Source organism: Mycoplana ramosa, from assembly GCF_041930185.1.
GTDB classification, from domain to species: Bacteria; Pseudomonadota; Alphaproteobacteria; order Rhizobiales; family Rhizobiaceae; genus Mycoplana; species Mycoplana ramosa.
The window spans coordinates 295,746-317,942 of record NZ_JBHEEW010000003.1 but is presented as its reverse complement, the minus strand read 5'-3'; the positions used below and the strand labels follow the sequence as shown (position 1 = coordinate 317,942).

Below are 22,197 nucleotides of genomic sequence, written 5' to 3'. Positions count from 1 at the left end.
CTATAGGTGGGCTTCGGCAGAAGGAGATTGATGCGCAGAAGCCCAAAGTGAGAACCGCTTCGACGCGGTGACGCATGGCGTCCCGTGGGCGCTATTCTGTGTACTCCATTCTACGGAAAATCATGAAACACGTGGATCTTTTCATCCGCGCCTATGAAGAGGCGACGGATCTCGAAAAACTCTCGACCATCTGGTTCGATGCATCTCTTCGCGCACATTCGTTCATCGGTGAGCGGCGTTTGAAAGAGCAACGGCTCGCCGTCGAAACGATCTATCTTCCCAAAGCCGAGACCTGGGTCGCATGCCACCGGCAAGAACCGGTCGGATTCATCAGTCTGTTGGGATCGTTCATCGGCGGATTGTTCGTCGCCCCCGAACAGCAGGGGCTCGGCGTGGGCCGGGCTTTGGTGTCCCACGCCCTCGGGCTGAAGGGCGAACTATGCCTGGAGGTCTACACCGGCAACACCCAGGCGGTCGGCTTCTACCAAAGCCTCGGTTTTGAGGAGATCTCGCGGCGAGCGCAGGACGACGAAGGTCTGCCGTTTGAGAACGCGCGCATGCGCCTGACCGCCTGACGATCCGGCAGGGCGAGATTCAAGCCGCCCTGCCGAAGTTTCGGTGTCAGAGCCTGAGTCCCGGCACAGCCAGGGGGTTGTCCTCCAGCGCCGCGCGGTCCGGGCGGTCGATGCGAGGCTGGCCGACAAAGGCGTCGAAGAGATCGCGCACGAATTCTTCCGGCAGATCGTTTGTGATCAGCACCATGCGCGTGCGGCGGTCGGACGGATCCGGCCAGGCGGAAAGCCGCTCCGGCGGATGAAACACGGACTGCACCCCATGCAGGATCAGCGGGCGCTCCGGGTTGTCGGACAAGGCGACGATCGCTTTCATCCGCAACAGTCTCTCGCCATGGGCGGAACGCAGGAGATCGACGAACAGGTCGAGCGCCATCGGATCGATCGGGCGGTCGTGTACGATCGCGTAGGACCGGATGGAGGCGCTGTGACGGGTCACGTCATGGGGGTGCGGGTGGGAAGACACGTCTTCGCCGTGCGCGTTATCGTGGGCGTGGTGATGCGCATGATGGTGGTGATGGCCGTGCGCATCATTCGCCTCGTCGCTCAACCAGCGCCTGACGTCGGCGATCTTCGAGCCCGGGTCGTAGAGGCCGCAGGCCAGCACGGACGGCTCGATTCCGCCAGGATCGTTCCCATCAAGGATCGCAGCCCTCGGGTTGAGTTCCGCCAGCGCCTTCGCCAGCCGGTCGACCGCCCCGGCGTCAGCGAGCGCCGCCTTGGTCACGACGAGACGGTCCGCCACGGCGACCTGCTTCACCGATTCCGGATGCTGCGCAAGCGTCGCCAGTCCGTTCACCGCATCGACCAGGGTGACGACCCCGTCAAGCCGGAACGAGTGCGCGATGACCGGATGACCGATGACGGCCTGGATCACCGGCGCGGGATCCGCCAGACCGGTGGTTTCGACGACAACGCGTTTCAGCGGTCGGATGCGCCCCGTCTGCATGCGGTCCATCAGATCGGCGAGCGTGTCAACCAGTTCGCCGCGGATTGTGCAGCACAGGCAGCCGTCGGAGAGCTCGATGATGCCGTCGCCGGAGCGCTCGACCAGAAGGTGGTCGATCCCGACCTCGCCGAACTCGTTGATGATGACGGCCGTATCGGTCAGCTCCGGATGCTTGAGCAGCCGGTTCAGCAGGGTCGTCTTGCCGGCACCGAGGAAGCCGGTCAGGATGGTGACCGGCACGGTGCGATCAGCGGCTGACATGTGCGCTCCCTGTCAGAAAGTCGGCCGGGGGACCGGGATCGGGACGTTCGAGGCGTCGCCGACGTCGCCGACCGCCGCCTGCTCGTTTGCGCCGGGCTTGGCCGTGCTGCCGGAGATCAGGCCGGCAAAGACGAACCGCGGCGGCCGGTTCATCTCGCGAATATAGGGCGACAGCAGCTTTTGCCGGCCCGCTTCGTCGCGCCCTTCGCTGCGCACCTTGGCGGCGTGCTGGCTGCAGATTTCCTTGGAAATGTCGGCGACCTCGCCGGTATCGCCATAGGGGGCAAGCCCGCCGAGCGTCGGCCCGCCGCCGCGTTCGGTCAATCCCTTATGCAACATGCGTGCCGATTCGTCGGCGCGCGCACCGAGGCTCTCCTCGCCCAGGACGACCGACACGACGCTGCGGCCGTTGCGGGTGGCCGAGGAAACCTGGTTGAAGCCCGATGCGCAGATGAAGCCCGTCTTCATGCCATCGGCGCCGTCAAACCGGCCGATCAGCATGTTGAAGTTCGGATATTGTTTCTTGCCCGTGGTGAAGCCTTCGAGCGCAAAATAGGGGGCGTACTGCGGAAACTCGCGCTTCAAGGTCACGGCGAGCACGGCCAGATCGCGCGCCGTCGTGTACTGGCCCTTGCCGGGCAGGCCGTTCGGATTGATGAAATGTGTCGACGTCATGCCGATGCGCGCTGCTTCGGCGTTCATCCGGTCGACGAAGGCCTGCTCGGAGCCGCCGACGGCTTCCGCAATCGCGACGGACACGTCGTTCGCCGACTTGACCAGCATGATCTTGATCGCGCTGTCGAGGGTCAGGGACTGGCCGGGCTTGAAGTACATCTTGCTCGGCGGCTCGGCGGCGGCGTTCTTCGTCATCACCACCGGCGTCTCAAGCGTGATCTCGCCCGCCTTGATGGCCCGAAAGACCGTATAGGCGGTCATCAGCTTGGTCAGCGAAGCCGGATACCATTTGCGGAAGGCATCGCGATGCTCGATCACCTTGAGCGTGTTGACATCGACCAGCAGACGCGGGCCCGTGTCTGCCAGCGCCGCGCTCGCCAGCAAGGTGGCGGCGAGTGTCACCGTTGCTCCAATGCATGCCATTTTGCGGCGCATGAACCGTTCAGCAATCTGCAAGTGCCAGTCCTCGGAAAATCGGGAGTTGTCTCGAATGCTCCGCCTATTTAGCCTATATGGCAGGCTCATGGCAAAGCCCATGCTTAAAGAAAGGCCGTTTTTCGGCCACAACGGTAACAGGAACAGCGAATGCCCATTTTGAACCGCGCCGCGGAACTGCAGGATGAAATTGCCGGCTGGCGCCGCCAGATCCATCAGCATCCTGAAACGATGTTCGCCGTCGAGAAGACCGCCGCCTTCGTCGTCGAGAAGTTGAAGGAATTCGGCGTGGACGAGGTCGTGACGGGCATCGGGCGCACCGGCGTCGTTGGCCTGATCAAGGGCAGAGGGCCGGGCCGGACCATTGGCCTGCGCGCCGACATGGATGCCCTGCCGATCACCGAGACGACCGGCAAGCCCTGGGCGTCCACGGTGCCGGGCAAGATGCACGCCTGTGGTCACGACGGGCACACGGCGATGCTGCTGGGGGCGGCGAAGTACCTCGCCGAGACGCGCAATTTCGCCGGCAACGTCGCCGTCATCTTCCAGCCGGCCGAAGAGGGCGGCGGCGGCGGCAAAGAGATGGTCAAGGACGGCATGATGGAGCGGTTCCGGATCGACGAGGTCTACGGCATGCACAACATGCCGGGCATGCCCGTCGGCGAGTTCGGCACGCGTCCCGGCCCGATCATGGCCGCAACCGACGAGTTCGATATCACCGTCAAGGGCCGCGGCGGTCATGCCGCCCAGCCCCATCGGACGATCGATCCGATCGTCATCGGCGCGCAGCTCGTCACCATGCTGCAGACGCTCGTGTCGCGCAACACCGACCCCGTCGCCTCGCTCGTCGTCTCGGTGACGAAGTTCAATGCCGGCTTCGCTCACAACGTCATTCCCGAGGAGGCGCGGCTGGGCGGAACGGTGCGCACGCTCGCCCCTGCGCTGCGCGAAGAGGCCGAAACCCGCATCCGTCAGGTCTGCGCCGGACTTGCGAGCGCAAACGGTGCCGACATCAGCGTCACCTATCAGCGCAACTACCCGGTGGTGGTCAACCACGAGGCCGAGACCGGACACGCGCTGGCCGTGGCGAGCGAAATTGCGGGAGGCAGCAACGTCAACGGCGCCCTCGATCCGCTGATGGGCGGCGAGGATTTTGCCTACATGCTGCTTGCGCGCCCAGGTGCCTTCGTGTTCGTCGGCAACGGTGATACGGCGGGCCTCCACCACCCGGCCTATGACTTCAACGACGATGCCATCCCCTATGGCGTCAGCTATTGGGTCAAGCTCGCCGAAGCACGCCTTGCGGACTAACCTCCGGTGATGGACGGTGCCTGTCGTCGGGTTGCCAGGGCCTCAGCATCCGAAAATGCCGGCGGCGCCGTTCAAAATCACTTGGCTTCAAGCGCCGGCTTTTGTATGGGTGCTGCAGTGGTCCCGTAGCTCAGCAGGATAGAGCACCAGATTCCTAATCTGGGGGTCGCGCGTTCGAATCGCGCCGGGATCACCATCCACTGCGGGCCCTATCACCGCACCTTTTCCCGTCATCATCATCATCATCATCACCGCGCGATCGGGAGTGTCGGACATCCGAATCCCCCAAAGGTTGCAGCAACATCCGACACATCAACCGAAATGCGAGTACCTACGCCTTTTGCCTAGGTGATCCTCCATTGGCTGATAGTGGAAGTCGAACGGTCATGTATCACCATCGGAAGATTTACGGCAAATTTGCACGCTCAGGCAGTAGCAAAGGGGGAGAGCAGGATCCGGTTACTAACCGGAACAGACACAACAGAACCGAGGAGCAGAGCGATGTCTACAGAACCACATCGGCCGTCGCAACTTGATCGCGCGCGGCGTCATTTCCTGGGTCTGACCGTCTCCGCGGGCGCGAAGATCGCTGCGGTCGGTGGGATTTCTTCACTACTTTTACATAACGCGGCGTGGGCAAGGCGAAGGGGTCGCGGCCCCAGGTGCTTCTTACGCGGCACCGCGATCTTGACGACTGCGGGCGAAATCGCAGTTGAAGACCTGAAGCCCGGAGACTGCGTCAGAACCGCGGCCGGCCAGACGTTGGCGATCAAGTGGATCGGTCGTCAGACATTCAGACGAAGCGGCCGGTCGTGGAACAGGGATATCGTGCCGATCCGGATTGCAAGGCATGCCCTGGAGGACCGCACACCGCATACCGACCTCTACGTCTCCGCCTATCATGCGCTGCTGGTCGATGGTGTATTGATCAGGGCGAAGGACCTCATCAACGGCACGACGATCGCCCCCGTCCTCCCAGAGGGCCGGGCCACGATCGAGTATTTTCATATCTTGCTCGACAGACATGATGTCGTCCTTGCCCAAGGCGCCCCAGCGGAGACATTCCTCGCCGAAGCGGGCAATCACGAGATGTTCTCCAATTTCGCCGAGCTGGCGCGCCACATTCCGGACGGGGCACCGACGATGAAGCCCTTTGCTCCGATTATGCAGCGTCGCGGACGGGACCATCTCAACGCCCTGCTTCAGTTGGCACGTCATCCCTTCGCGGCGAAAAGCGATCCGATTGAAGAGGTGCGTGAACGGCTCGCCCATCGCGCGCGGGCCTTCGCCGTCTGAAGCCGACGCCTGGCCAAAGGTTCGACGTTCCCGGCCCGGGAGCGTCGAATCCGGATCGGCACGCGCCGCCGCAGCCGCGATCAGCCTGATAAATCACCATCTGCGCGCGAAGCCGCCGCCCCTGTCGATCGGGACGGGGCCGGATCAGACCTGCTCTTCTTCCCGCTCCGGCGTCGTCACGCGCGGCTTCGGCCTGACCGACGGCACGATCGAAGGCCGTGCCTCGATCTTCGGGCTCGGCGCCTTGATGCCCAGCATGCTCTTGATGCGGTCGGAAACCAGCGGACGGAACCGGCTGGCGCGGAAGGGCATGTCAACCGCGCCATAGCCCTCCGGGCCGTCGTCGTTGCCGCGGTAGAGCTCCATCAGCTTGATGCCATAGAAATCGCCGTCGACGTAATGCCGGTAGTGGCCCACCCAGCGGACCGTGTAGATCTGCCCCTTGCGGATCCCCTGGTCGATCGAGACGTTCTTGAAGGTATCGTTGATGCAGACGACCTTCTGTCCGACGCGGAAATGGGCCATGGATATCTCCGTGGAAGGGCATGGAAGCGGTCAGCTTCCGTGAATGCTCATGCGATCAGGGAGCCCTGTGGCAGGCGATTCCGGGCGCTTCAGCACCCTTGGTGAGATCCTTCAGCGTGCCTTCGTCCCCCTTTGTCCACCACTCGAACTGCCCGCCGGAATAGCGCGCGCCGGAGCCGGAGATCACGTTGCTGGCAATCACGAAATTGTCGCCGAAAGACAGAATTGCCAGTGAGACGGACTCGGCATTGATGTAGTCCGCCTTCACCTTGAGATCGCCATCACAATCATAGGCAACCGTCTGGCGATCGACGGTGATGGTGTTGGGCACCTGCAGGACGATGTCGGTCGTGTTCTTCAGCATCGCCAGCCGCATCGCATGACCGCCGTCCTTGTCGGCGAGGTGCAGCAATCCGTTTTCGAGCTTCCACGACCTGACCGTGCCGAGCGCATCGAAGAACTTCTGCTCCTGGTCCATGACCGCCGGGGCACACATCTTGCGGGTCGCTGCGGCCGGTGCAAAGGTCACTTCGCCCTCCTTGCCGAACTTCAGGTTGCCGCGGTAGGTGTTGCAGCCACCATTGCCGCCATACGATCCGTCCGTGCGAATTTCCAGCGTCGTCTGGAGGTCATCGATGACGCCCTTGCCGTTGAGGTCCTCGACCACCCAGGTCGCGCTCATCCCCGGCGGCAGCGCATCCGCGGCGAAGCCATTCGACGCAGAGCCGACAGACAGCAACAAAGCCGCGAGCGCATTTACCGACAACCGCACGAACAACCTCCAAAATCACCTGGGCGAACCATTGCTCGCCAGCGGCGACGTTATGGCGGCTCCATTGAAAACGTCAAGCCTGTGCACGCCGACGTGTCCAGGAACGCGCGCATCAACAGCTTGTTGCGCGTGGCAATCGGCTGTAGAGCCTCATCAAGACAATAAAATGATCGCGGAAGATATTATGGCACCCAGCGAGGCGAACAAGCGCCGCGTCACCATTCTCGGCTCGACCGGTTCGATCGGCAAGAACACATTGGATGTGATCGAACAGCTTGGCGGACGTGACGCCTTCGAGGTGGTTGCCGTCACCGGCAGCGCGAATATCGAGCTTCTGGCAAGGCAGGCAAAGGCCGTCGGCGCGGGTCTGGCCGTCACCGCCGACGAGCGCCGCTACGACGAGCTCAAGAGCGCGCTGTCCGGCACCGGCATTGCCGTGGGCGCCGGCCGCAATGCCCTCTTGGAAGCAGCGACCGCGCCGTCGGACTGGGTCATGGCGGCGATCGTCGGCACCGCCGGGCTCGCGCCGACGCTGGCCGCCGCCGAGCGCGGCGCGGACATTGCGCTCGCCAACAAGGAATGCCTGGTCTCGGCCGGAAATCTGTTCGTCGAGGCGGTCGCCGCCGGCGGCGGCCGCCTGATTCCGGTCGACAGCGAGCACAGTGCCGTGTTCCAGGCGCTTGAGGCCGACCAGCGCCACGCGGTCGAGCGCATCGTGCTGACCGCTTCCGGCGGGCCATTCCGCACCTGGTCGCGCGAACAGATGGCCGGGGTGACGGCAGCGGCCGCCAGTGCCCATCCGAACTGGTCGATGGGCCTGAAGATCTCGATCGGCAGCGCCTCGATGTTCAACAAGGCGCTGGAGATGATCGAGGCCAAGCATCTCTTCGACGTCCGGCCCGATCAGATCGAGGTGGTCGTGCATCCGCAATCGGTGATCCACTCAATGGTCGGCTACAGCGATGGATCGGTGCTGGCGCAACTCGGCTGCCCCGACATGCGCACGGCGATCGGTTATGCGCTGAGCTATCCGCGGCGGCCGGTGCTCAATGTCGAGCGGCTGGACTTCGCCAAGCTCTCGCGGCTCGATTTCGAGGCGCCCGACGAGGCACGCTTCCCCGCGCTAAGGCTCGCCCGCACGGCGCTGACGCGCGGCGGGCTGCAGGGCGCGGTGATGAATGCCGCCGAAGAGGTCGCGTTCCAGGCCTTCGTCGATGCGCGCATCGGCTTTCTTCAAATGGCCGATATTGCCGAGGTGGTGATGGACGCCATGGTGGACTGGGGCGCCGCCTCGTCGATGGCGGATGTCTTTGCGGTCGACGAGGAAGCACGCCGGCGCGCCGGGGAAGTGATCACCAAAATCGAAATGGCCGCGTAAGCCGCGGCCATCGGATTTCCTGCCGTTTTCAGTGCCACCCGTCAGGCGACGGCACGAGCCAGCGCACAACGCGACCATAGTGCGTGCAATGCGCCCACCAGATGGTCGATATCCGCATCCGAGTGCAACGGCGTCGGCGTTATGCGCAGGCGCTCGGTCTTCTTCGGCACGGTCGGATAGTTGATCGGCTGGACGTAGATGCCGTAATTGTCGAGCAGCAGGTCGGAGATCCACTTGCACTTGGCCGCGTCCCCGACCATCACCGGAACGATATGGCTCGGGTTCGGCATGTGCGGGATGCCGTTCTTGTCAAGCAGCGCACGCAGCCGGCGCACCCGCTCCTGATGGGCGAAGCGTTCCTGCTGGCTCTCCTTCAGGTGGCGGATTGCCGCGAGCGCGCCGGCGGCGAGCGTCGGCGGCAGCGCGGTGGTGAAGATGAAACCCGAGGCAAACGAGCGGATGAAGTCGCAAAGTGCCGTCGAGGCGGCAATGTAGCCGCCCATCACGCCGAACGCCTTGCCGAGCGTGGCTTCGATGACCGTCAGGCGGTGCATCAGCCCCTCGCGCTCGGCAATGCCGCCGCCGCGGGGCCCGTACATGCCGACGGCATGGACCTCGTCGAGATAGGTCATGGCGCCGTACTTGTCGGCGAGGTCGCAGATGTCCTTGATCGGGGCGATGTCGCCATCCATCGAATAGACCGATTCGAAGGCGATCAGCTTCGGCGCCTGCGGGTCGGCGGCGGCCAGCTTGGCCTCGAGATCCTTCAGGTCGTTGTGCTTCCAGATCACGCGCTCGCATTTCGAATGGCGGATGCCCTCGATCATAGAGGCATGATTGCCGGCATCGGAAAAACAGATGATGCCGGGGATCTTGGAACAGAGCGTGCCGAGTGCGGCCCAGTTGGAGACGTAGCCGGAGGTGAAGAGCAGCGCCGCTTCCTTGCCGTGCAGGTCGGCGAGCTCGCGCTCCAGCAGCACGTGGTAGTGGTTGGTGCCGGAAATGTTGCGGGTGCCGCCAGCACCGGCGCCACACTGGTCGATGGCGAGCTTCATCGCCTCGGTGACGGTCGGATGCTGCCCCATGCCGAGATAGTCGTTAGAGCACCAGACCGTGACGTCCTGCACACCCGAATCCGTATGCCGTGTTGCCCTTGGGAAGCTGCCTTTCTGGCGCTCCAGCTCAGCGAAGACGCGATAGCGGCCTTCCTGATGCAGCCCGCCGAGTTCGTTTTCGAAGAAAGCCTCAAAGTCCATCACTGTCTCCAGACCGGTTTCCCGGCACATCCGGGCGGAGTATGCCACCCACTTCGCCGCCTCCGCCTACACCTCGGGCGGGCCTCTCGCAACGCAAAGGCGCTGCGGCAAATCCGCACCGACCTTTGAAACATCCGGAGTGAGGCTACAAGCTCAAAAACCATCGCAACTTGATGCATGTCAAGCAAGAACGATTGCGGGGCGGCTCGCGCCGCCCCGCAAGGCCAGTCCGGCAGGATGCGGTGAGCGATCAGGCCGCCGCAACGGCACGCTTTGCCATCACATTGACGAGGTTCGCCCGGTACTCGGCGCTGCCGTGGATGTCGGAGAGCATGCCGGAGGCATCCGTCGTGACGCCGGCAAGCGCGCCCGGCGAGAAATCGGCGGACAGGGCCGTCTCCATTGCCGCGTGCCGGAACACCCCGCTGGAACCCGCACCGGTGACCCCGACGCGGACGCCGCCACCCCCCTTCGCCACGAAAACGCCGGCCATGGCATAGCGCGAAGCCGGGTTCGGGAACTTGCAATAGGCGGCCTTCTCCGGCTTTGTGAAACTGACGGCGACGATGATCTCCCCCTCTTCCAGGGCCGTCTCGAACAGGCCGGTGAAGAAGTCGTCAGCCGCAATCTTGCGCCTGTCGGTCTCGATTGTCGCCCCCAGCGCCACCATGGCGGACGGATAATCCGCAGCCGGATCGTTGTTGGCAATCGAACCGCCTATCGTCCCCATGTGCCGCACGTGCGGATCGCCGATCAGGGAGGCGAGATGGGCCAGCGCCGGGCACGCGGCTTTCAGATCGGCGGACGCAGCAACCTCGGCGTGGGTGGTGGCAGCGCCGAGGCGAACCGTGTCGCCAGAAACGGTGATCCCCTTCATCTCCGGCACATGCCTGAGATCAATGAGATCGGTGGGCGCTGCCAGGCGCTGCTTCATGGTCGGAATCAGCGTCATCCCCCCGGAGACATATTTGCCGTCGTCCGCGGCCCCCTTGAGCCGGACAGCGTCAGCGACCGAGGATGCGCGATGATAGTTCGTTGCATACATATCCTGTCACTCCCTCAATGGGCCGCATGGGCCGCCGCCCAGACCTTCTGGGGCGTGGCGGGCATGGTGAGATCGTTGTTGCCGATCGCGTCGGTGATGGCGTTCATCAGCGCCGGCGGCGAACCGATCGCGCCGGCCTCGCCGCAGCCCTTGATGCCGAGCGGATTGTTCGGGCAGGGGGTGTTCTGGTGCGAGACCTGGAAGGATGGCAGGTCGTCGGCGCGCGGCATGGCATAGTCCATGTAGCTCGCCGTCAGCAGTTGGCCGGTCTCCGGGTCGTAATGCACGCTTTCCAGCAGCGCCTGGCCGATCCCTTGCGCGATCCCGCCATGCACCTGGCCCTCGACGATCATCGGGTTGATGATGTTGCCGAAGTCGTCGGCGGCGACGAACTGGATGATCTCGGTCTTGCCGGTCTCCGGATCGACCTCGACCTCGCAGATGTAGCAGCCGGCCGGGAAGGTGAAGTTGGAGGGGTCGTAGAAGGCGCCCTCCTTCAGCCCCGGCTCCAGGCCGGCGGGCAGGTTGTGCGCGGTGTAGGCAGCGAGCGCCACCTGGAACCACGGCACTGACTTGTCGGTCCCGGCGACCTTCAACTCGCCGTTCTCGATGACGATATCGCTCTCGTCGGCTTCCATCAGGTGGGCGGCGATCTTCTTCGCCTTGGCTTCGACCTTGTCGAGCGCCTTGACGACCGCCGACATCCCGACCGCGCCGGAACGCGAGCCATAGGTGCCCATGCCCATCTGCACCTTGTCGGTGTCGCCATGGACGATCGAGACGTTGTCGATCGGCACGCCGAAACGGTCGGAGACGAGCTGGGCGAAGGTCGTCTCATGCCCCTGGCCGTGGCTGTGCGAGCCGGTCAGCACCTCGATCGTGCCAACCGCGTTCACCCGCACCTCGGCCGATTCCCAGAGGCCGACGCCGGCGCCCAGCGAGCCGACCGCGGCCGAGGGCGCGATCCCGCAGGCCTCGATGTAGCAGCTCATGCCGATGCCGCGCTTCCTGCCGCGCTTTTCGGCCTCGGCCCTGCGCGCCGCGAAGCCGGCCCAATCGGCCTGCTTCATCGCCGCCTCGAGCGAGGCTTCATAGTCGCCGGCGTCGTAGTTCATGATCACCGGCGTCTGGTAGGGGAAGGAGCGGATGAAGTTCTTCCGTCGCAGTTCCGCCGGCGAGACGCCGAGTTCGCGGGCCGCCGTCTCGATCGTGCGCTCAAGCAGATAGGTGGCCTCCGGCCGCCCGGCGCCGCGATAGGCATCGACCGGGGCGGTGTTGGTATAGACCGCCCGGACGTTGGCGTGGATCGCGGGGATGGCGTACTGGCCCGAAAGCAGCGTCGCATAGAGATAGGTCGGCACCGCCGCGGAGAACAGCGACATGTAGGCGCCGAAGTTGGCAATCGTATCGACCTTGAGCGCGGTGATGCGGTTGTCCTTGTCGAAGGCCATCTTCACGGTCGAGACATGGTCGCGGCCGTGTGCGTCCGTCAGGAACGCCTCGGTGCGGTCCGACGTCCACTTGACCGGCACGCCGGTCCGCTTGGAGGCCCAGAGGCACACGATCTCCTCGGGATAGATGTAGATCTTCGAGCCGAAGCCGCCGCCGACGTCGGGGGCGATCACGCGCAGCTTGTTTTCCGGCGCGACATTGTAGAAGGCGCTCATCACCAGCCGCGCGACATGCGGGTTCTGGCTGGTGGTGTAGCAGGTGTAGTGATCCTCGGCGCCGTCGTAGATGCCGAGAGCGGCGCGCGGCTCCATCGGGTTCGGCGACAGCCGGTTGTTGACGATCTTCATCTCGGTAACGTGGGCGGCCGCGGCGATCGCCGCGTCGGTGTCGGCCTCGCTGGTGCCAAGCGCCCAGTCGTAGATGAGGTTGCCGGCCGCCTCCGGATGAATCTGCGGCTGGCCGGGCTGCAATGCCGTCACCGCATCGGTCACCGCCGGCAGTTCCTCATACTCGACGACGACCTGCTCGGCCGCGTCGCGCGCCTCGCCGACGCTGTCGGCAATGACGACCGCAACGGCATCGCCGACATAGCGCACGGTCTCGTGGGCGAGCGGCCGCCAGGCGCCCATCTTCATCGGGCTGCCGTCCTTGGAGTGGATCATCCAGCCGCAGATCAGGTTGCCGATCCCGTCGGCGAGCAGCTGCTGCCCGTTCAGGATGCCGATCACGCCCGGCATGTTCTGCGCAGCCGACGTGTCGATGCTTTTGATCCGCGCATGGGCATGCGGCGAGCGCACGAACACTGCATATTTCATGCCCGGCACGACCATGTCGTCCGTGTAGCGACCCTTGCCCGTCAGGAACCGCTTGTCTTCCTTGCGCGCCACCCGCGCACCGATACCATCGACACCCATCAGTCATCTCCTCCCGAGATCCGTCGAGCCGACAGGAGGCAGCCGAGGCTTCAGCGAGATCGCCCCTTTCCGGCCGCCAACACCATCGGACTTGCCCATCTGGCTATTGGCTAATCCTACTCGCCGGCCCTATTCGGCCGCCTGTCGACCGGCGCTCATCTCCTCGGCGGCAGCCAGGATCGCCTTGACGATGTTGTGGTAGCCCGTGCAGCGACAGATGTTGCCTTCCAGGTTCTCACGCACCGTCTTCTCATCCAGCTTGCCGCCGTAGCGATTGATCATGTCGACCGCGGTCATCACCATGCCCGGCGTGCAGAAGCCGCATTGCAGGCCGTGATTGGCCTTGAAGGCTGCCTGCACCGGATGCAGTTCGCCGTTCTGGGCGAGACCTTCGATCGTCGTAATGGAGGCGCCGGCGGCCTGGACCGCCAAGGTGGAACAGCTCTTGATCGACTTGCCGTCCATGTGCACGACGCAGGTGCCGCATTGCGAGGTGTCGCAGCCGACATGCGTCCCGGTCAGGCCCAGCTTGTCGCGGATGAAGTGGACGAGCAGCGTGCGGTCCTCCACCTCACCGCTGACCTGCCGGCCGTTGACGGTCATCGTAACCTTCGTCATTCGTTCCTCCCTCGTGGTTCACGCCCGCGAGGCATTCCGGATCCGAATATCGGCTTGGGCGGCGAATTCGAAAGACCGAAACACCTGCAAATTCCACGCCGCAGCGGGAGACCCTTGTCGGTCTCCCCCTTGTCGGCGGCGCCCCCTCGCCGTCCGACCCTGCAGCCAGCGCATCATTCGTCCTTTTCAATCTGTGATCAACCGCTTCTTTGCCGGCTGACTGAAATTTTTGCGCTGAACCGGACAGAACGGCAGACGCCACGCCTTTATTCACGAACCAAAAAAATACTTTGCGCCCATAGACTTCCCCATTTTCGGCCGTATTGTTCGCGTTTGTGACATTGCCAAAACGCGAATCGGCCACGCCGATTTGGGGACATTCGAGACGCCGGCGCCTTGTCTGCGCCGGTACAACCTTGGAGAGATTTGCATGAAGAAAGCCATTGCGCTCGTGCTCATCGGCCTGGCCGCCGCTAGCTGCACGAAGACGGAGAAGGGAGCCGGCATTGGCGCTGCCACCGGCGCGATCATCGGTGGCGCGATCACCGGTGACGTTCGCGGCGCGGCCGTGGGTGCCGCGATCGGCGGCGTCAGCGGCGCGGTGATCGGCCATGTCGCCGACCAGCCCGGCCAGTGCTACTACCGCGACCGCTATGGCCGTCGCTACATCGACGATTGCTGAGCCAAAGCGAAGCACAGCGACAAGGTTCACGGGACCCCGGCATCGTCCGGGGTCTTTTGCATCGATGCAACGGTTGCGGCGTAAATCCGCCCTACACTGCAAATTTTCTTCCCAACCGGCTGGAACCGCCGTTAATCTTAGGGAAATGCTAACGGGCTAGGCTCAAGGCGAGCCTGCGTGGCCTGACAGACCGTCGTTCGGACTGCGAGTGCCGCACAATCTGAGGAGAGACGGGCACAAGCCTGTCCATCGTCGGAACGGGAAAGGCAACAACAGCGGATGCGGCAGCGTATCGACCGGCCGAGATTGAGTACTGCGTTCTTGCGTGCTGGCACGAGCCTTGCGGCCGCGATCGCGCTCGCGATTCTGCCTGCCGCCGCCACGCCCGCCATGGCCTTCAAGATTTTCGGCATGCGCTTCTTCGAGAGCGATGCGGAGGAGGCGGAGGTCATCGATCCGGTCAACTATTCCCTGACCTTCGAAACCGGCACCGATGACGACGAACTCAAGAAGGCGATCGAGGCAAGCGCGCTGTTGAAGCAGGACGAAGGCCAGCCGGTCTCCGGTGATCTCGGCCTCGTCATCAAGGCGCGCGACGATCGCGACAGAATCCTGGCCACCCTCTATCAAAAGGCCCGCTACGGCGGCGTGGTCGACATCCGCATCAACGGCACTCCGCTCGATTCTTTGCCGCCGATTCCCGATTTTCCTCCCGGTAGCGTGCCGGTGGCGGTGACGGTGCGGCCCGGCCCGGCCTTCACCTTCGATTCCGTGGCCTTCTCCGGGGATGCCGCCGGGCGCTCGCCTGCGGACTATGGCCTGACCCGCGGCGCCCGGGCGGATTCCACCCTCATCATCAAGGCCGGCGAGAGGGTGGTGGCGGACCTCAAGGCCGAGGGGCGGCCGCTGGCCAAACTCACCGACCGCACGGCGATCGCCGACCACAAGACGAACACCGTCGATGTCGTCATCGCCGCCGAAGGCGGACCGGTCGCCAATGTCGGCGATGTGGCCGTAACAGGGGCAAAGGGCGTCGACCCTGGCTTCGTCAAATACTATTCGCGCATCAATGCCGGCCAGCCCTACTCGCCGGAGCAGTTGACCAGAGCGGCCGATCGCCTGCGCCGGCTCGGTGTGTTCTCCAGCGTCACTATCCGCGAGGCCGAGGCACTCGCCCCCGACGGCACGCTGCCGATGACGATCGAAGTCTCGGAAGGCAAGCAGCGCTATTTAGGTGTCGGCGCGCAATACTCCACCATCGATGGCTTCGGTCTCCAGGGCTATTGGGGTCACCGCAACCTGTTCGGCCGCGCCGAGTCGCTACGGATCGAGGGGACGATAAACGGCATCGGCGAGGGCAGCGGCTTCGACAATATCGGCTACACGGCCGGGTTTCTGTTTGCCAAGCCTGGCGCCTTTGGGCCCGCATCGACCTTCACCGCCAGCCTGAAGGCCGCAATCGCCGACACGGACGCCTACTATGCAAAGAGCCTGACATTGGCCGCCGGCGCAATCTTCGAGCTGACGGACCGCGACACGCTGTCCATCGGCGGCGAAGGTGGGTGGGTGGACGTGAACGATCCATTCGGCGACAACACCTACCTGCTCGCGGCCGTTCCGATCGAATACATTCGCGACACACGCGACGACAAGCTCAACCCGACGGCAGGCTATCGGGCAATGATCAACGCCAAGCCAACCTACGAATTCGACCACAGCACGTTCTTTTCAAGTTTCGAGACCTCCGGGTCGGTCTACCAGGCGCTCGGAGCCGAGGAACGCGTGGTGCTGGCGGGCCGGATCGGGGCGGGGACGATCGTCGGTGCGCCGACACTGCCAGACATCCCGGCGCCGCGCCGCTTCTATCTCGGCGGCGGCGGCACGGTCCGCGGATACGGCTTCCAGGACATTTCACCGCTGAACAGCAAGGGCGAGCGCCTCGGCGGCCGCTCCTATGTTCTCGCCTCGGCGGAGGTTCGGTTCAACGTCACGGAAAAGATCGGCATCGTGCCGTTCATCGATGCCGGCACGGTTTCGCGCGACGAGATCCCCGATTTCAGCGACATCCGCGCCGGCGCCGGCATCGGCCTGCGATACGCCACGCCCTTCGGTCCGATCCGCCTCGATGTCGCAGTCCCGCTCAACCCCTACGACGACGGTGATACTTTCGGAATCTACGCCGGCGTCGGGCAGGCCTTTTGATTGACGCCGCGCGCGAACCTTTTGGATCAGCGTACTTCGATTCGGGAAAACGATTCCGGATTTCGGGGTTATGCTTTAGGACTTGAATCATGAGCCGGTTCTTGAAAATCCTGCAGCAGGCGCTTCGCTACCTGGGCTACGTTGCCGCCCTGGTGGTTGTCGCCTTCGTGAGCGCGATCGGATTTGTCGGCTTCACCGACGCCGGCGCCCGGCTCGTCGCCTCCTTTATCGAGGATGCAACCGCCAAGTCCGACACCCGAATTGCGATTGCCGCACCGTCCGGCCTGTTGACGGGTCGCTTTCGCGCCGACGCGATCACCCTCAGCGATCGGGAAGGCACCTTTGCGGAAATCCGCGCCGTTGCCGTCGACTGGTCGCCGCTCGATCTGATTTTCCTGCAGTTCAATGCACAGCGCCTCTCGGCAAGCGATCTGCTGGTTTCGCGCCGCCCGGTGTCGGGCAGCAAACCCGGGAGCGCTTCCGGCGGCAAGGCATTCTCGCTGCCCGTCACGGCGCAAGTCGACAGCATCGAAGTTGCGAATATCCGCCTGGCCGAAGAGGTGGCGGGCATCGAACAACGGCTGCGCCTTTCCGGCAGCGGTGGCTTCGACCGCAAGAGCATAGCGCTGAACCTTGCCCTGACGGCGAAGGATCAGCCTGGCATCTCCGCAGTGGCGGATCTGGTTTTCGATCCCGCTGCCGACAAACTCCAGTTGAAGGCGGACATCACCGAGCCGCCGGGCGGCATGCTCGCCCGCGCGCTGCTCATTCCCGGCGAGCCCGCCGTGGCCGTGCGACTGACCGGCGACGGGCCGCTTTCCGCATGGAGCGGGCGGCTGACGGCGGCACTCGATGGAAGCGAGGTCCTCGCCCTCGACGCGCGCCACGACCAGTCCACCAACGGCCTTCACACCGTGATCCTCAAGGGCGGTGGTACGTTCGAGGCTTTGCTGCCCGCGCACCTGCGGCCGCTCTTCGCCGGCGCGACGGCAATCGACGTGGCCGCCGCCACGAACGGCCGCGACCTTCTGCAGATCGAGCGTGGCCTCGTGACGACGGGCGCGTTGTCGCTGAACGCAGCCGGCTCGCTGCAGACAACGGGTGAGAACACCCTCAACATCCGGCTGACAGGGGCCAATAGCGCGACGCCGATCCCGATCCGCTGGCCGGTCGCCAATGGCGATTTCACAGCCGATCTCTATGGCCTTCAACTGGTCGCCTCGGGCCCCGCTGAGGCAACCGCCGTTAACCTTAATGTGAACCTTGCCAGCGCAGCAACGCCGCAGGGACGGCTCGAGAGGGTCCTTCTGACGGCCAGCAGCGCCGACACCAACGTCTCGACGAAAACAGGACATGCGAGCGTGACGCTGATCGCCGAGCGGTCGGCCATGGCGGATCCGAGCCTCGAGCGGCTTGTCGGCACGCCGCTGAAGGTCAACGCCGCCCTTGCCTTCTCGCCCGAGCAACTGAGCTTCGACCCTGTCACCATCGAAAGCAGCAGCATCGGCGGCCAGATCGCGGGCCGCTATCAACTGGCACCATCGACGGGAACTGCCACCTTCAATTTGTTCGCGCTGCCGGACGTCCTGCCCGACGCGATGGCTTCGCGGGTGCAGGGAACGATTGCGCTCAAGGGAGAGGCGGCGATCGGAGCGGGTGGTGCATTGTCGCTCTCGAACCTTCAGCTCAAGTCGAACGTGGCGGAAGCCACCGGAGAAGCGAGCCTTGGCGATGGCAGCCTGCAGGCTAGGCTTGCCGGGCGGCTGATCGATGCCGGCGCCTTCATCGCGGGCGGCCGCGGCGAGATCGCCTTCGACGCGACCGCGAGCGGCCCGGCAAATGGGCCGAGCGTAAAGGCGCAGATCACGTCCACCCAGTTGGGGCTTGCGGGTCGTACGCTCGACAACATTGCGATCGACCTCAACGGCAAGGCCTCCGCAACAGCAGCCGCGGGCGACTTCACCTTGACCGCCTCCATGAACGGCCAGGCGATCAACGTGCGGTCCAGTGTCGTTTCCGACGCCGGCCGAATTTCGGTGCCGACGCTTGAGGCGGTCGTGGGCAGCAACACGCTGAACGGCGCGCTGACGCTGGGCGAAGGTTTTATGCCGGATGGCACGATCCGCTTCGATTTCCCCGACCTGCCGACGCTTGCCACGCTCGCCGGCCAGAGCGCCACCGGCGATCTCGCTGGCACGCTGACCTTTGCCAACGTAAATGGCAAGGGATCTCTGGTCGTTGCCGCGACGGGAGCGGAGATCCGCCGCGACACCGCGGCAATCTTCAAGCCGGTTCTCGACGCAACCATCGAGGACCTCAGGTCTGCCGCCGTGTCGGGCACGCTGCGCGCCGATCGTGCCCGTGTCGGCGAAAACGACCTGGAAGCACCGGTCTTCACCTTCAGGCATTCGGGAAGCATCACCGGCTTCGACGTTGCCGGGCGCTACGAAGCCGCGCCGCTGTCGATCAAGGGTGATGTCGCCCGGCACGATGCGACGACCGTCATCGCGCTTCGGGCATTGGATGCCGCGATCGCCGGCATTCCGTTGTCGCTGAAGGACGCGGCCTCGATCTCCATTCTCGACGGCAACATCTCCTTCGACAATCTCGCGATCAGGGCCGGAAACGGCGTCATCGCCGTTTCCGGTTCGGCCAATCCGGCCGACAAGAGCAGCCTTGCGATAAACCTCACCGGGGCAGACGGCCCGGCGGAGTACCGGATTTCCGTGAAAGACGGTGAAGCGATCGCGCGCATCGAGGCCGCCCAGCTGACGCTATCGGGTGAGCTTAACGCAGCGGCGCTATCGCTAACGGCAACCGTCGCATCGGCACAGGCGCCGCAAGGGGCGGTGTCGGGCGCCGGCCTTGTCGTCACGAGCGATGCTTTCGACCTGATCAACCGCCGCGGCAATCTCAAAGCGGGCGTTACCGCCGCAATGGTCGACCTTTTGAACGCCGACGCCAACCGGCTGCTCCAGGCGCCGCTCGACGCAACGGCATCGCTCGCGGTCACGCCCCAACGCATCGACTTCAACGACGTTGCCATCGACGGCACCGGCCTGAAAGTCAAAGCCGATGGCCATTTCGTGACGGAAGATGCTTCGGCGGCGGCAAAGGTCGAGGCAAGCGTTGCCGCAACCGCGCTACCGGCTGCGCTGTCCGCCCGCTTCGACGCGCCCCTTCGGCTGACGGCCGATGTCGTCCGCGGGGCGGATGCAGCAATCACCGTCCAGTCGTTCGATCTTGCCTCCGGCACGATTGCAGCGAAGGGAACGGCGAAGCTCGCCGGGGAGAGCCTTGAAGCAAGCGTATCCGGGACGCTGCCCGACCTTGCAAAGCTGCTTGCCGATGCCAAGGGCCGGGCGACCTTCGAGGCGACAGCCACGGGGCCGCTCGCCGCGCTCGGGGTCAAGGCCGAACTGCAGGCAAGCGGCGCCGAACTCGCAGGCCGCACGCTGAGCGATCTCGTGGTGACCCTCGACGGCACGGCAGACCGGACCAGCCCGTCGGCCAACCTGACCGCGACGGGCGCGATCGGTGGCCAGGCGATCAACGTCAAGTCCAGCGTCGTTTCCGAGAACGGCAAGATATCCGTTCCGTCGATCGATGCGCGCATCGGCGGGAACGTGCTGACCGGTGCGCTGAAACTGGATGCGGATTTTCTCCCGGACGGCTCCGTCAAGTTTGACTTCCCCGACATCGGCCTGCTGGCGGCGATGGCCGGCCAACAGGCAAAGGGCGACCTTGCCGGATCGGCCAGCATAAGCACGGTGGACGGCAAGGCCGCAGTCTCGATCCAGGCTTCCGGTTCCGGCATCACGCGGGACCAGTTTCGCGTCATCGAGCCGCGGATCGACCTGAAAACCGACGATCTTCGCTCCCTCGCCATCTCCGGCGTCGTTCGCGCGGAGACGTTTGCCTCCGGCACCAACCGGCTGGATGCCGTGGCCCTGAACTTTACGCAGCGGGGCGCCAAGACCGTGTTCGAACTCGACGGCCGCTACGATGGCGCGCCACTTGCGGTCAAAGGTTCGGCAGAGCAGCAGCAGAGCGGCATGGCGATCGGGCTCGACGCCTTCCAGGCCACCCCGCGGGGGATTGCCGTTCGGCTCGACCGGCCGGCGGTCCTGACAGTTCGGGGCAATGCGGTCTCCATGAGCGATTTCACGATCCGCACCGGCAGCGGCAGCATCGCCGTCAACGGCACCGCGGGTGAAAACCTCAGCCTCGCCGTCAAGATCAATGCCGTGCCGGCCAGCCTGGCCAACACCTTCTCGGCCGGGCTCGGGGCAGACGGCACGATCGGCGGTACGGTGAACGTCAGAGGCACGGCCACCGCACCGCAGGCGAACTACGCGCTGACCTGGAGCAATGCGGCGACGAGCCAAACGCGGGCAGCCGGCGTCGGCCCGCTGACGATCGCCGCCGAAGGCCGACTCGCCAACAACGTCCTGCAGGTTCAAACGAGCCTCACCGGCCCGAACGGGCTCAGCTTTGGGGGCGGGGGTAATGCCGGGATCACCGGCAACATGACCCTCGACCTGACCTTCTCCGGCACAGTGCCCTTCGCACTGCTGCAGGGTCCGCTTGGCCAGCAGGGTTTCACGCTCAGCGGAAACGCCGCGGTTGACCTCGCCGTCCGCGGCCCCGCCAGAAGCCCTGCGATCACCGGCACGATAACCACCTCGGGCAGCCGATTGGTCGATGTAAGGCGCAATGTCGCGCTCGAGAATCTGACGGGTCGCGTGGTGCTGGACGGCAGGCAGGCGGTGATCGAGCAGTTGACCGGCCGGGTCGCGACCGGCGGCCAGATCTCCGCGACCGGTTCCGTCGGCATCGTGCCTGGGTCCAACTTTCCGGCTGATCTGTCGATCAAGCTGAACGACGTCACCTATGTCGACGGCCGGCTGGTGACAGCCAACCTCGACGGTGAAGTGACGGTCAAGGGACCGTTGCTCGCAGGCCCCGTCCTCGGCGGCCGTGTCGAAATCAGGCGAGCCAACATTACCATTCCGCAGCAACTGCCGGGTTCGCTTGCCGAGATCGACATCAAGCACCGCAACGCGCCGGCCGACGTCAAGGCGATGGCGGCAGCGCTTCGCGACGAGGGCGGCGGAGCCGGAGAGGTGCGCGGTATCGGGCTGGACTTGCGGATCGATGCACCGAGCCGGATTTTCGTGCGCGGCCGCGGCATCAACGCAGAGCTGGGCGGCAGCCTGACCCTGCGCGGCACGTCACTCAACCCGATCGTCTCCGGCGGCTTCGACCTGCTGCGCGGACGATTGGAAATCCTTGCCAAGCGGCTCGATTTCACGAGCGGCCATATCGGTTTCACCGGCGGCCTCGTCCCGACGATCAATTTCGTCGCCACCTCCAGCGTCAGCGCGACGACGATCAACATCACCATCGCCGGACCGGCCAACAATCCATCGGTCACCTTCAGCTCGTCGCCGGCCCTTCCGCAGGACGAAATCCTGGCGCGCCTGATTTTTGGCCGCTCCATGAACAACCTTTCCGCCTTCCAGATTGCCCAGCTCGCAGCCGCGGTCGCCGATCTCGCCGGCGGCGGTGGGGGGTCCCTGCTCAGCGGACTTCGCAGCAAGCTCGGAATCGACGACCTCGACATCACCACCGACGCCCAAGGACGGGCCCAGGTTTCGGCCGGCAAGTACCTGAACGACCGGACCTATCTGGAGTTGAAGCAGGATCCCGAGACCGGCGGCGGCAAGGCGGCGATCAACCTGGACATCGGCAGGGGCGTAAAGTTGCGCGGCGAAGCCGGCAGCAACGGGGCCGGCGCCGCCGGGATATTCTATGAGAAGGAATACTGAGGGCGCTCCTCAGCCGCGCGAGC

At 64.7% G+C, this 22,197-nt stretch carries 15 protein-coding genes and 1 tRNA gene; 8 read left to right on the top strand and 8 right to left on the bottom strand.

Going from position 1 to position 22,197, the window contains the following annotated elements; all coding sequences use genetic code 11:
- The first annotated feature begins 122 nt into the window (after window positions 1–122).
- On the top strand, window positions 123–575 hold the full coding sequence (locus JNC62_RS05865) for a GNAT family N-acetyltransferase (RefSeq protein ID WP_374836844.1): 453 nt from the start codon (window positions 123–125) through the stop codon (window positions 573–575).
- Between the two features lie 46 nt (window positions 576–621).
- Here the strand turns inward: JNC62_RS05865 and JNC62_RS05860 are convergent, their stop codons facing one another.
- Together JNC62_RS05860 and JNC62_RS05855 are read right to left on the bottom strand one after the other, a co-directional pair.
- Window positions 622–1,782 carry a CobW family GTP-binding protein gene (locus JNC62_RS05860; protein WP_374836842.1) on the bottom strand — a complete coding sequence of 387 codons (1,161 nt, stop codon included), beginning with the start codon at window positions 1,780–1,782 and terminating at the stop codon, window positions 622–624.
- Between the two features lie 12 nt (window positions 1,783–1,794).
- Window positions 1,795–2,880, bottom strand: coding sequence for a D-alanyl-D-alanine carboxypeptidase family protein (locus JNC62_RS05855; RefSeq protein WP_374836841.1), 1,086 nt, complete (start codon window positions 2,878–2,880; stop codon window positions 1,795–1,797).
- Window positions 2,881–3,042: 162 nt separating this feature from the next.
- On the opposite strand from JNC62_RS05855, the gene JNC62_RS05850 reads away from it, so the two are divergent.
- The 3 genes from JNC62_RS05850 (at window position 3,043) to JNC62_RS05840 (ending at window position 5,499) form a co-directional block, all read left to right on the top strand.
- Window positions 3,043–4,203, top strand: a complete 1,161-nt coding sequence (locus JNC62_RS05850) for a M20 aminoacylase family protein (RefSeq protein WP_374836839.1) — start codon at window positions 3,043–3,045, stop codon at window positions 4,201–4,203.
- Between the two features lie 119 nt (window positions 4,204–4,322).
- A tRNA-Arg gene (locus JNC62_RS05845) sits at window positions 4,323–4,399 on the top strand.
- Between the two features lie 305 nt (window positions 4,400–4,704).
- On the top strand, window positions 4,705–5,499 hold the full coding sequence (locus tag JNC62_RS05840; protein WP_374836838.1) for a Hint domain-containing protein: 795 nt from the start codon (window positions 4,705–4,707) through the stop codon (window positions 5,497–5,499).
- 144 nt (window positions 5,500–5,643) lie between these two features.
- On the opposite strand, the gene JNC62_RS05835 is transcribed toward JNC62_RS05840, so the two are convergent.
- Both JNC62_RS05835 and JNC62_RS05830 read right to left on the bottom strand, forming a co-directional pair.
- A complete protein-coding gene (locus tag JNC62_RS05835; RefSeq protein WP_374836836.1) occupies window positions 5,644–6,024 on the bottom strand; it encodes a CAP-Gly domain protein in 381 nt (126 codons plus the stop codon).
- A gap of 55 nt (window positions 6,025–6,079) precedes the next feature.
- Window positions 6,080–6,706: an META domain-containing protein gene (locus JNC62_RS05830; protein ID WP_374836834.1), complete on the bottom strand. Its 627-nt coding sequence runs from the start codon at window positions 6,704–6,706 to the stop codon at window positions 6,080–6,082.
- 274 nt (window positions 6,707–6,980) lie between these two features.
- Here JNC62_RS05830 and dxr point away from each other — a divergent pair, with 274 nt between their 5' ends.
- On the top strand, window positions 6,981–8,174 hold the full coding sequence (gene dxr / locus JNC62_RS05825; RefSeq protein WP_374836943.1) for a 1-deoxy-D-xylulose-5-phosphate reductoisomerase: 1,194 nt from the start codon (window positions 6,981–6,983) through the stop codon (window positions 8,172–8,174).
- 41 nt (window positions 8,175–8,215) lie between these two features.
- Here dxr and hemA read toward each other — a convergent pair whose 3' ends face one another.
- From hemA to JNC62_RS05805, 4 genes are all read right to left on the bottom strand, one after another.
- Window positions 8,216–9,430 carry a 5-aminolevulinate synthase gene (gene hemA / locus JNC62_RS05820; RefSeq protein WP_374836832.1) on the bottom strand — a complete coding sequence of 405 codons (1,215 nt, stop codon included), beginning with the start codon at window positions 9,428–9,430 and terminating at the stop codon, window positions 8,216–8,218.
- A gap of 250 nt (window positions 9,431–9,680) precedes the next feature.
- The gene (locus tag JNC62_RS05815) at window positions 9,681–10,475 is read right to left on the bottom strand and encodes an FAD binding domain-containing protein (RefSeq protein WP_374836830.1); all 795 of its coding nucleotides are present in this window, start codon (window positions 10,473–10,475) and stop codon (window positions 9,681–9,683) included.
- A 14-nt stretch (window positions 10,476–10,489) separates the two neighbouring features.
- Window positions 10,490–12,841 carry a xanthine dehydrogenase family protein molybdopterin-binding subunit gene (locus JNC62_RS05810; RefSeq protein WP_374836828.1) on the bottom strand — a complete coding sequence of 784 codons (2,352 nt, stop codon included), beginning with the start codon at window positions 12,839–12,841 and terminating at the stop codon, window positions 10,490–10,492.
- 129 nt (window positions 12,842–12,970) lie between these two features.
- Window positions 12,971–13,459: a (2Fe-2S)-binding protein gene (locus JNC62_RS05805; protein ID WP_374836827.1), complete on the bottom strand. Its 489-nt coding sequence runs from the start codon at window positions 13,457–13,459 to the stop codon at window positions 12,971–12,973.
- A gap of 430 nt (window positions 13,460–13,889) precedes the next feature.
- Here JNC62_RS05805 and JNC62_RS05800 point away from each other — a divergent pair, with 430 nt between their 5' ends.
- From JNC62_RS05800 to JNC62_RS05790, 3 genes are all read left to right on the top strand, one after another.
- Window positions 13,890–14,141: a YMGG-like glycine zipper-containing protein gene (locus JNC62_RS05800; protein WP_192250970.1), complete on the top strand. Its 252-nt coding sequence runs from the start codon at window positions 13,890–13,892 to the stop codon at window positions 14,139–14,141.
- Window positions 14,142–14,420: 279 nt separating this feature from the next.
- On the top strand, window positions 14,421–16,343 hold the full coding sequence (locus JNC62_RS05795; RefSeq protein ID WP_374836824.1) for an autotransporter assembly complex protein TamA: 1,923 nt from the start codon (window positions 14,421–14,423) through the stop codon (window positions 16,341–16,343).
- A gap of 89 nt (window positions 16,344–16,432) precedes the next feature.
- A complete protein-coding gene (locus JNC62_RS05790; RefSeq protein WP_374836822.1) occupies window positions 16,433–22,174 on the top strand; it encodes a translocation/assembly module TamB domain-containing protein in 5,742 nt (1,913 codons plus the stop codon).
- Window positions 22,175–22,197 lie beyond the last annotated feature (23 nt).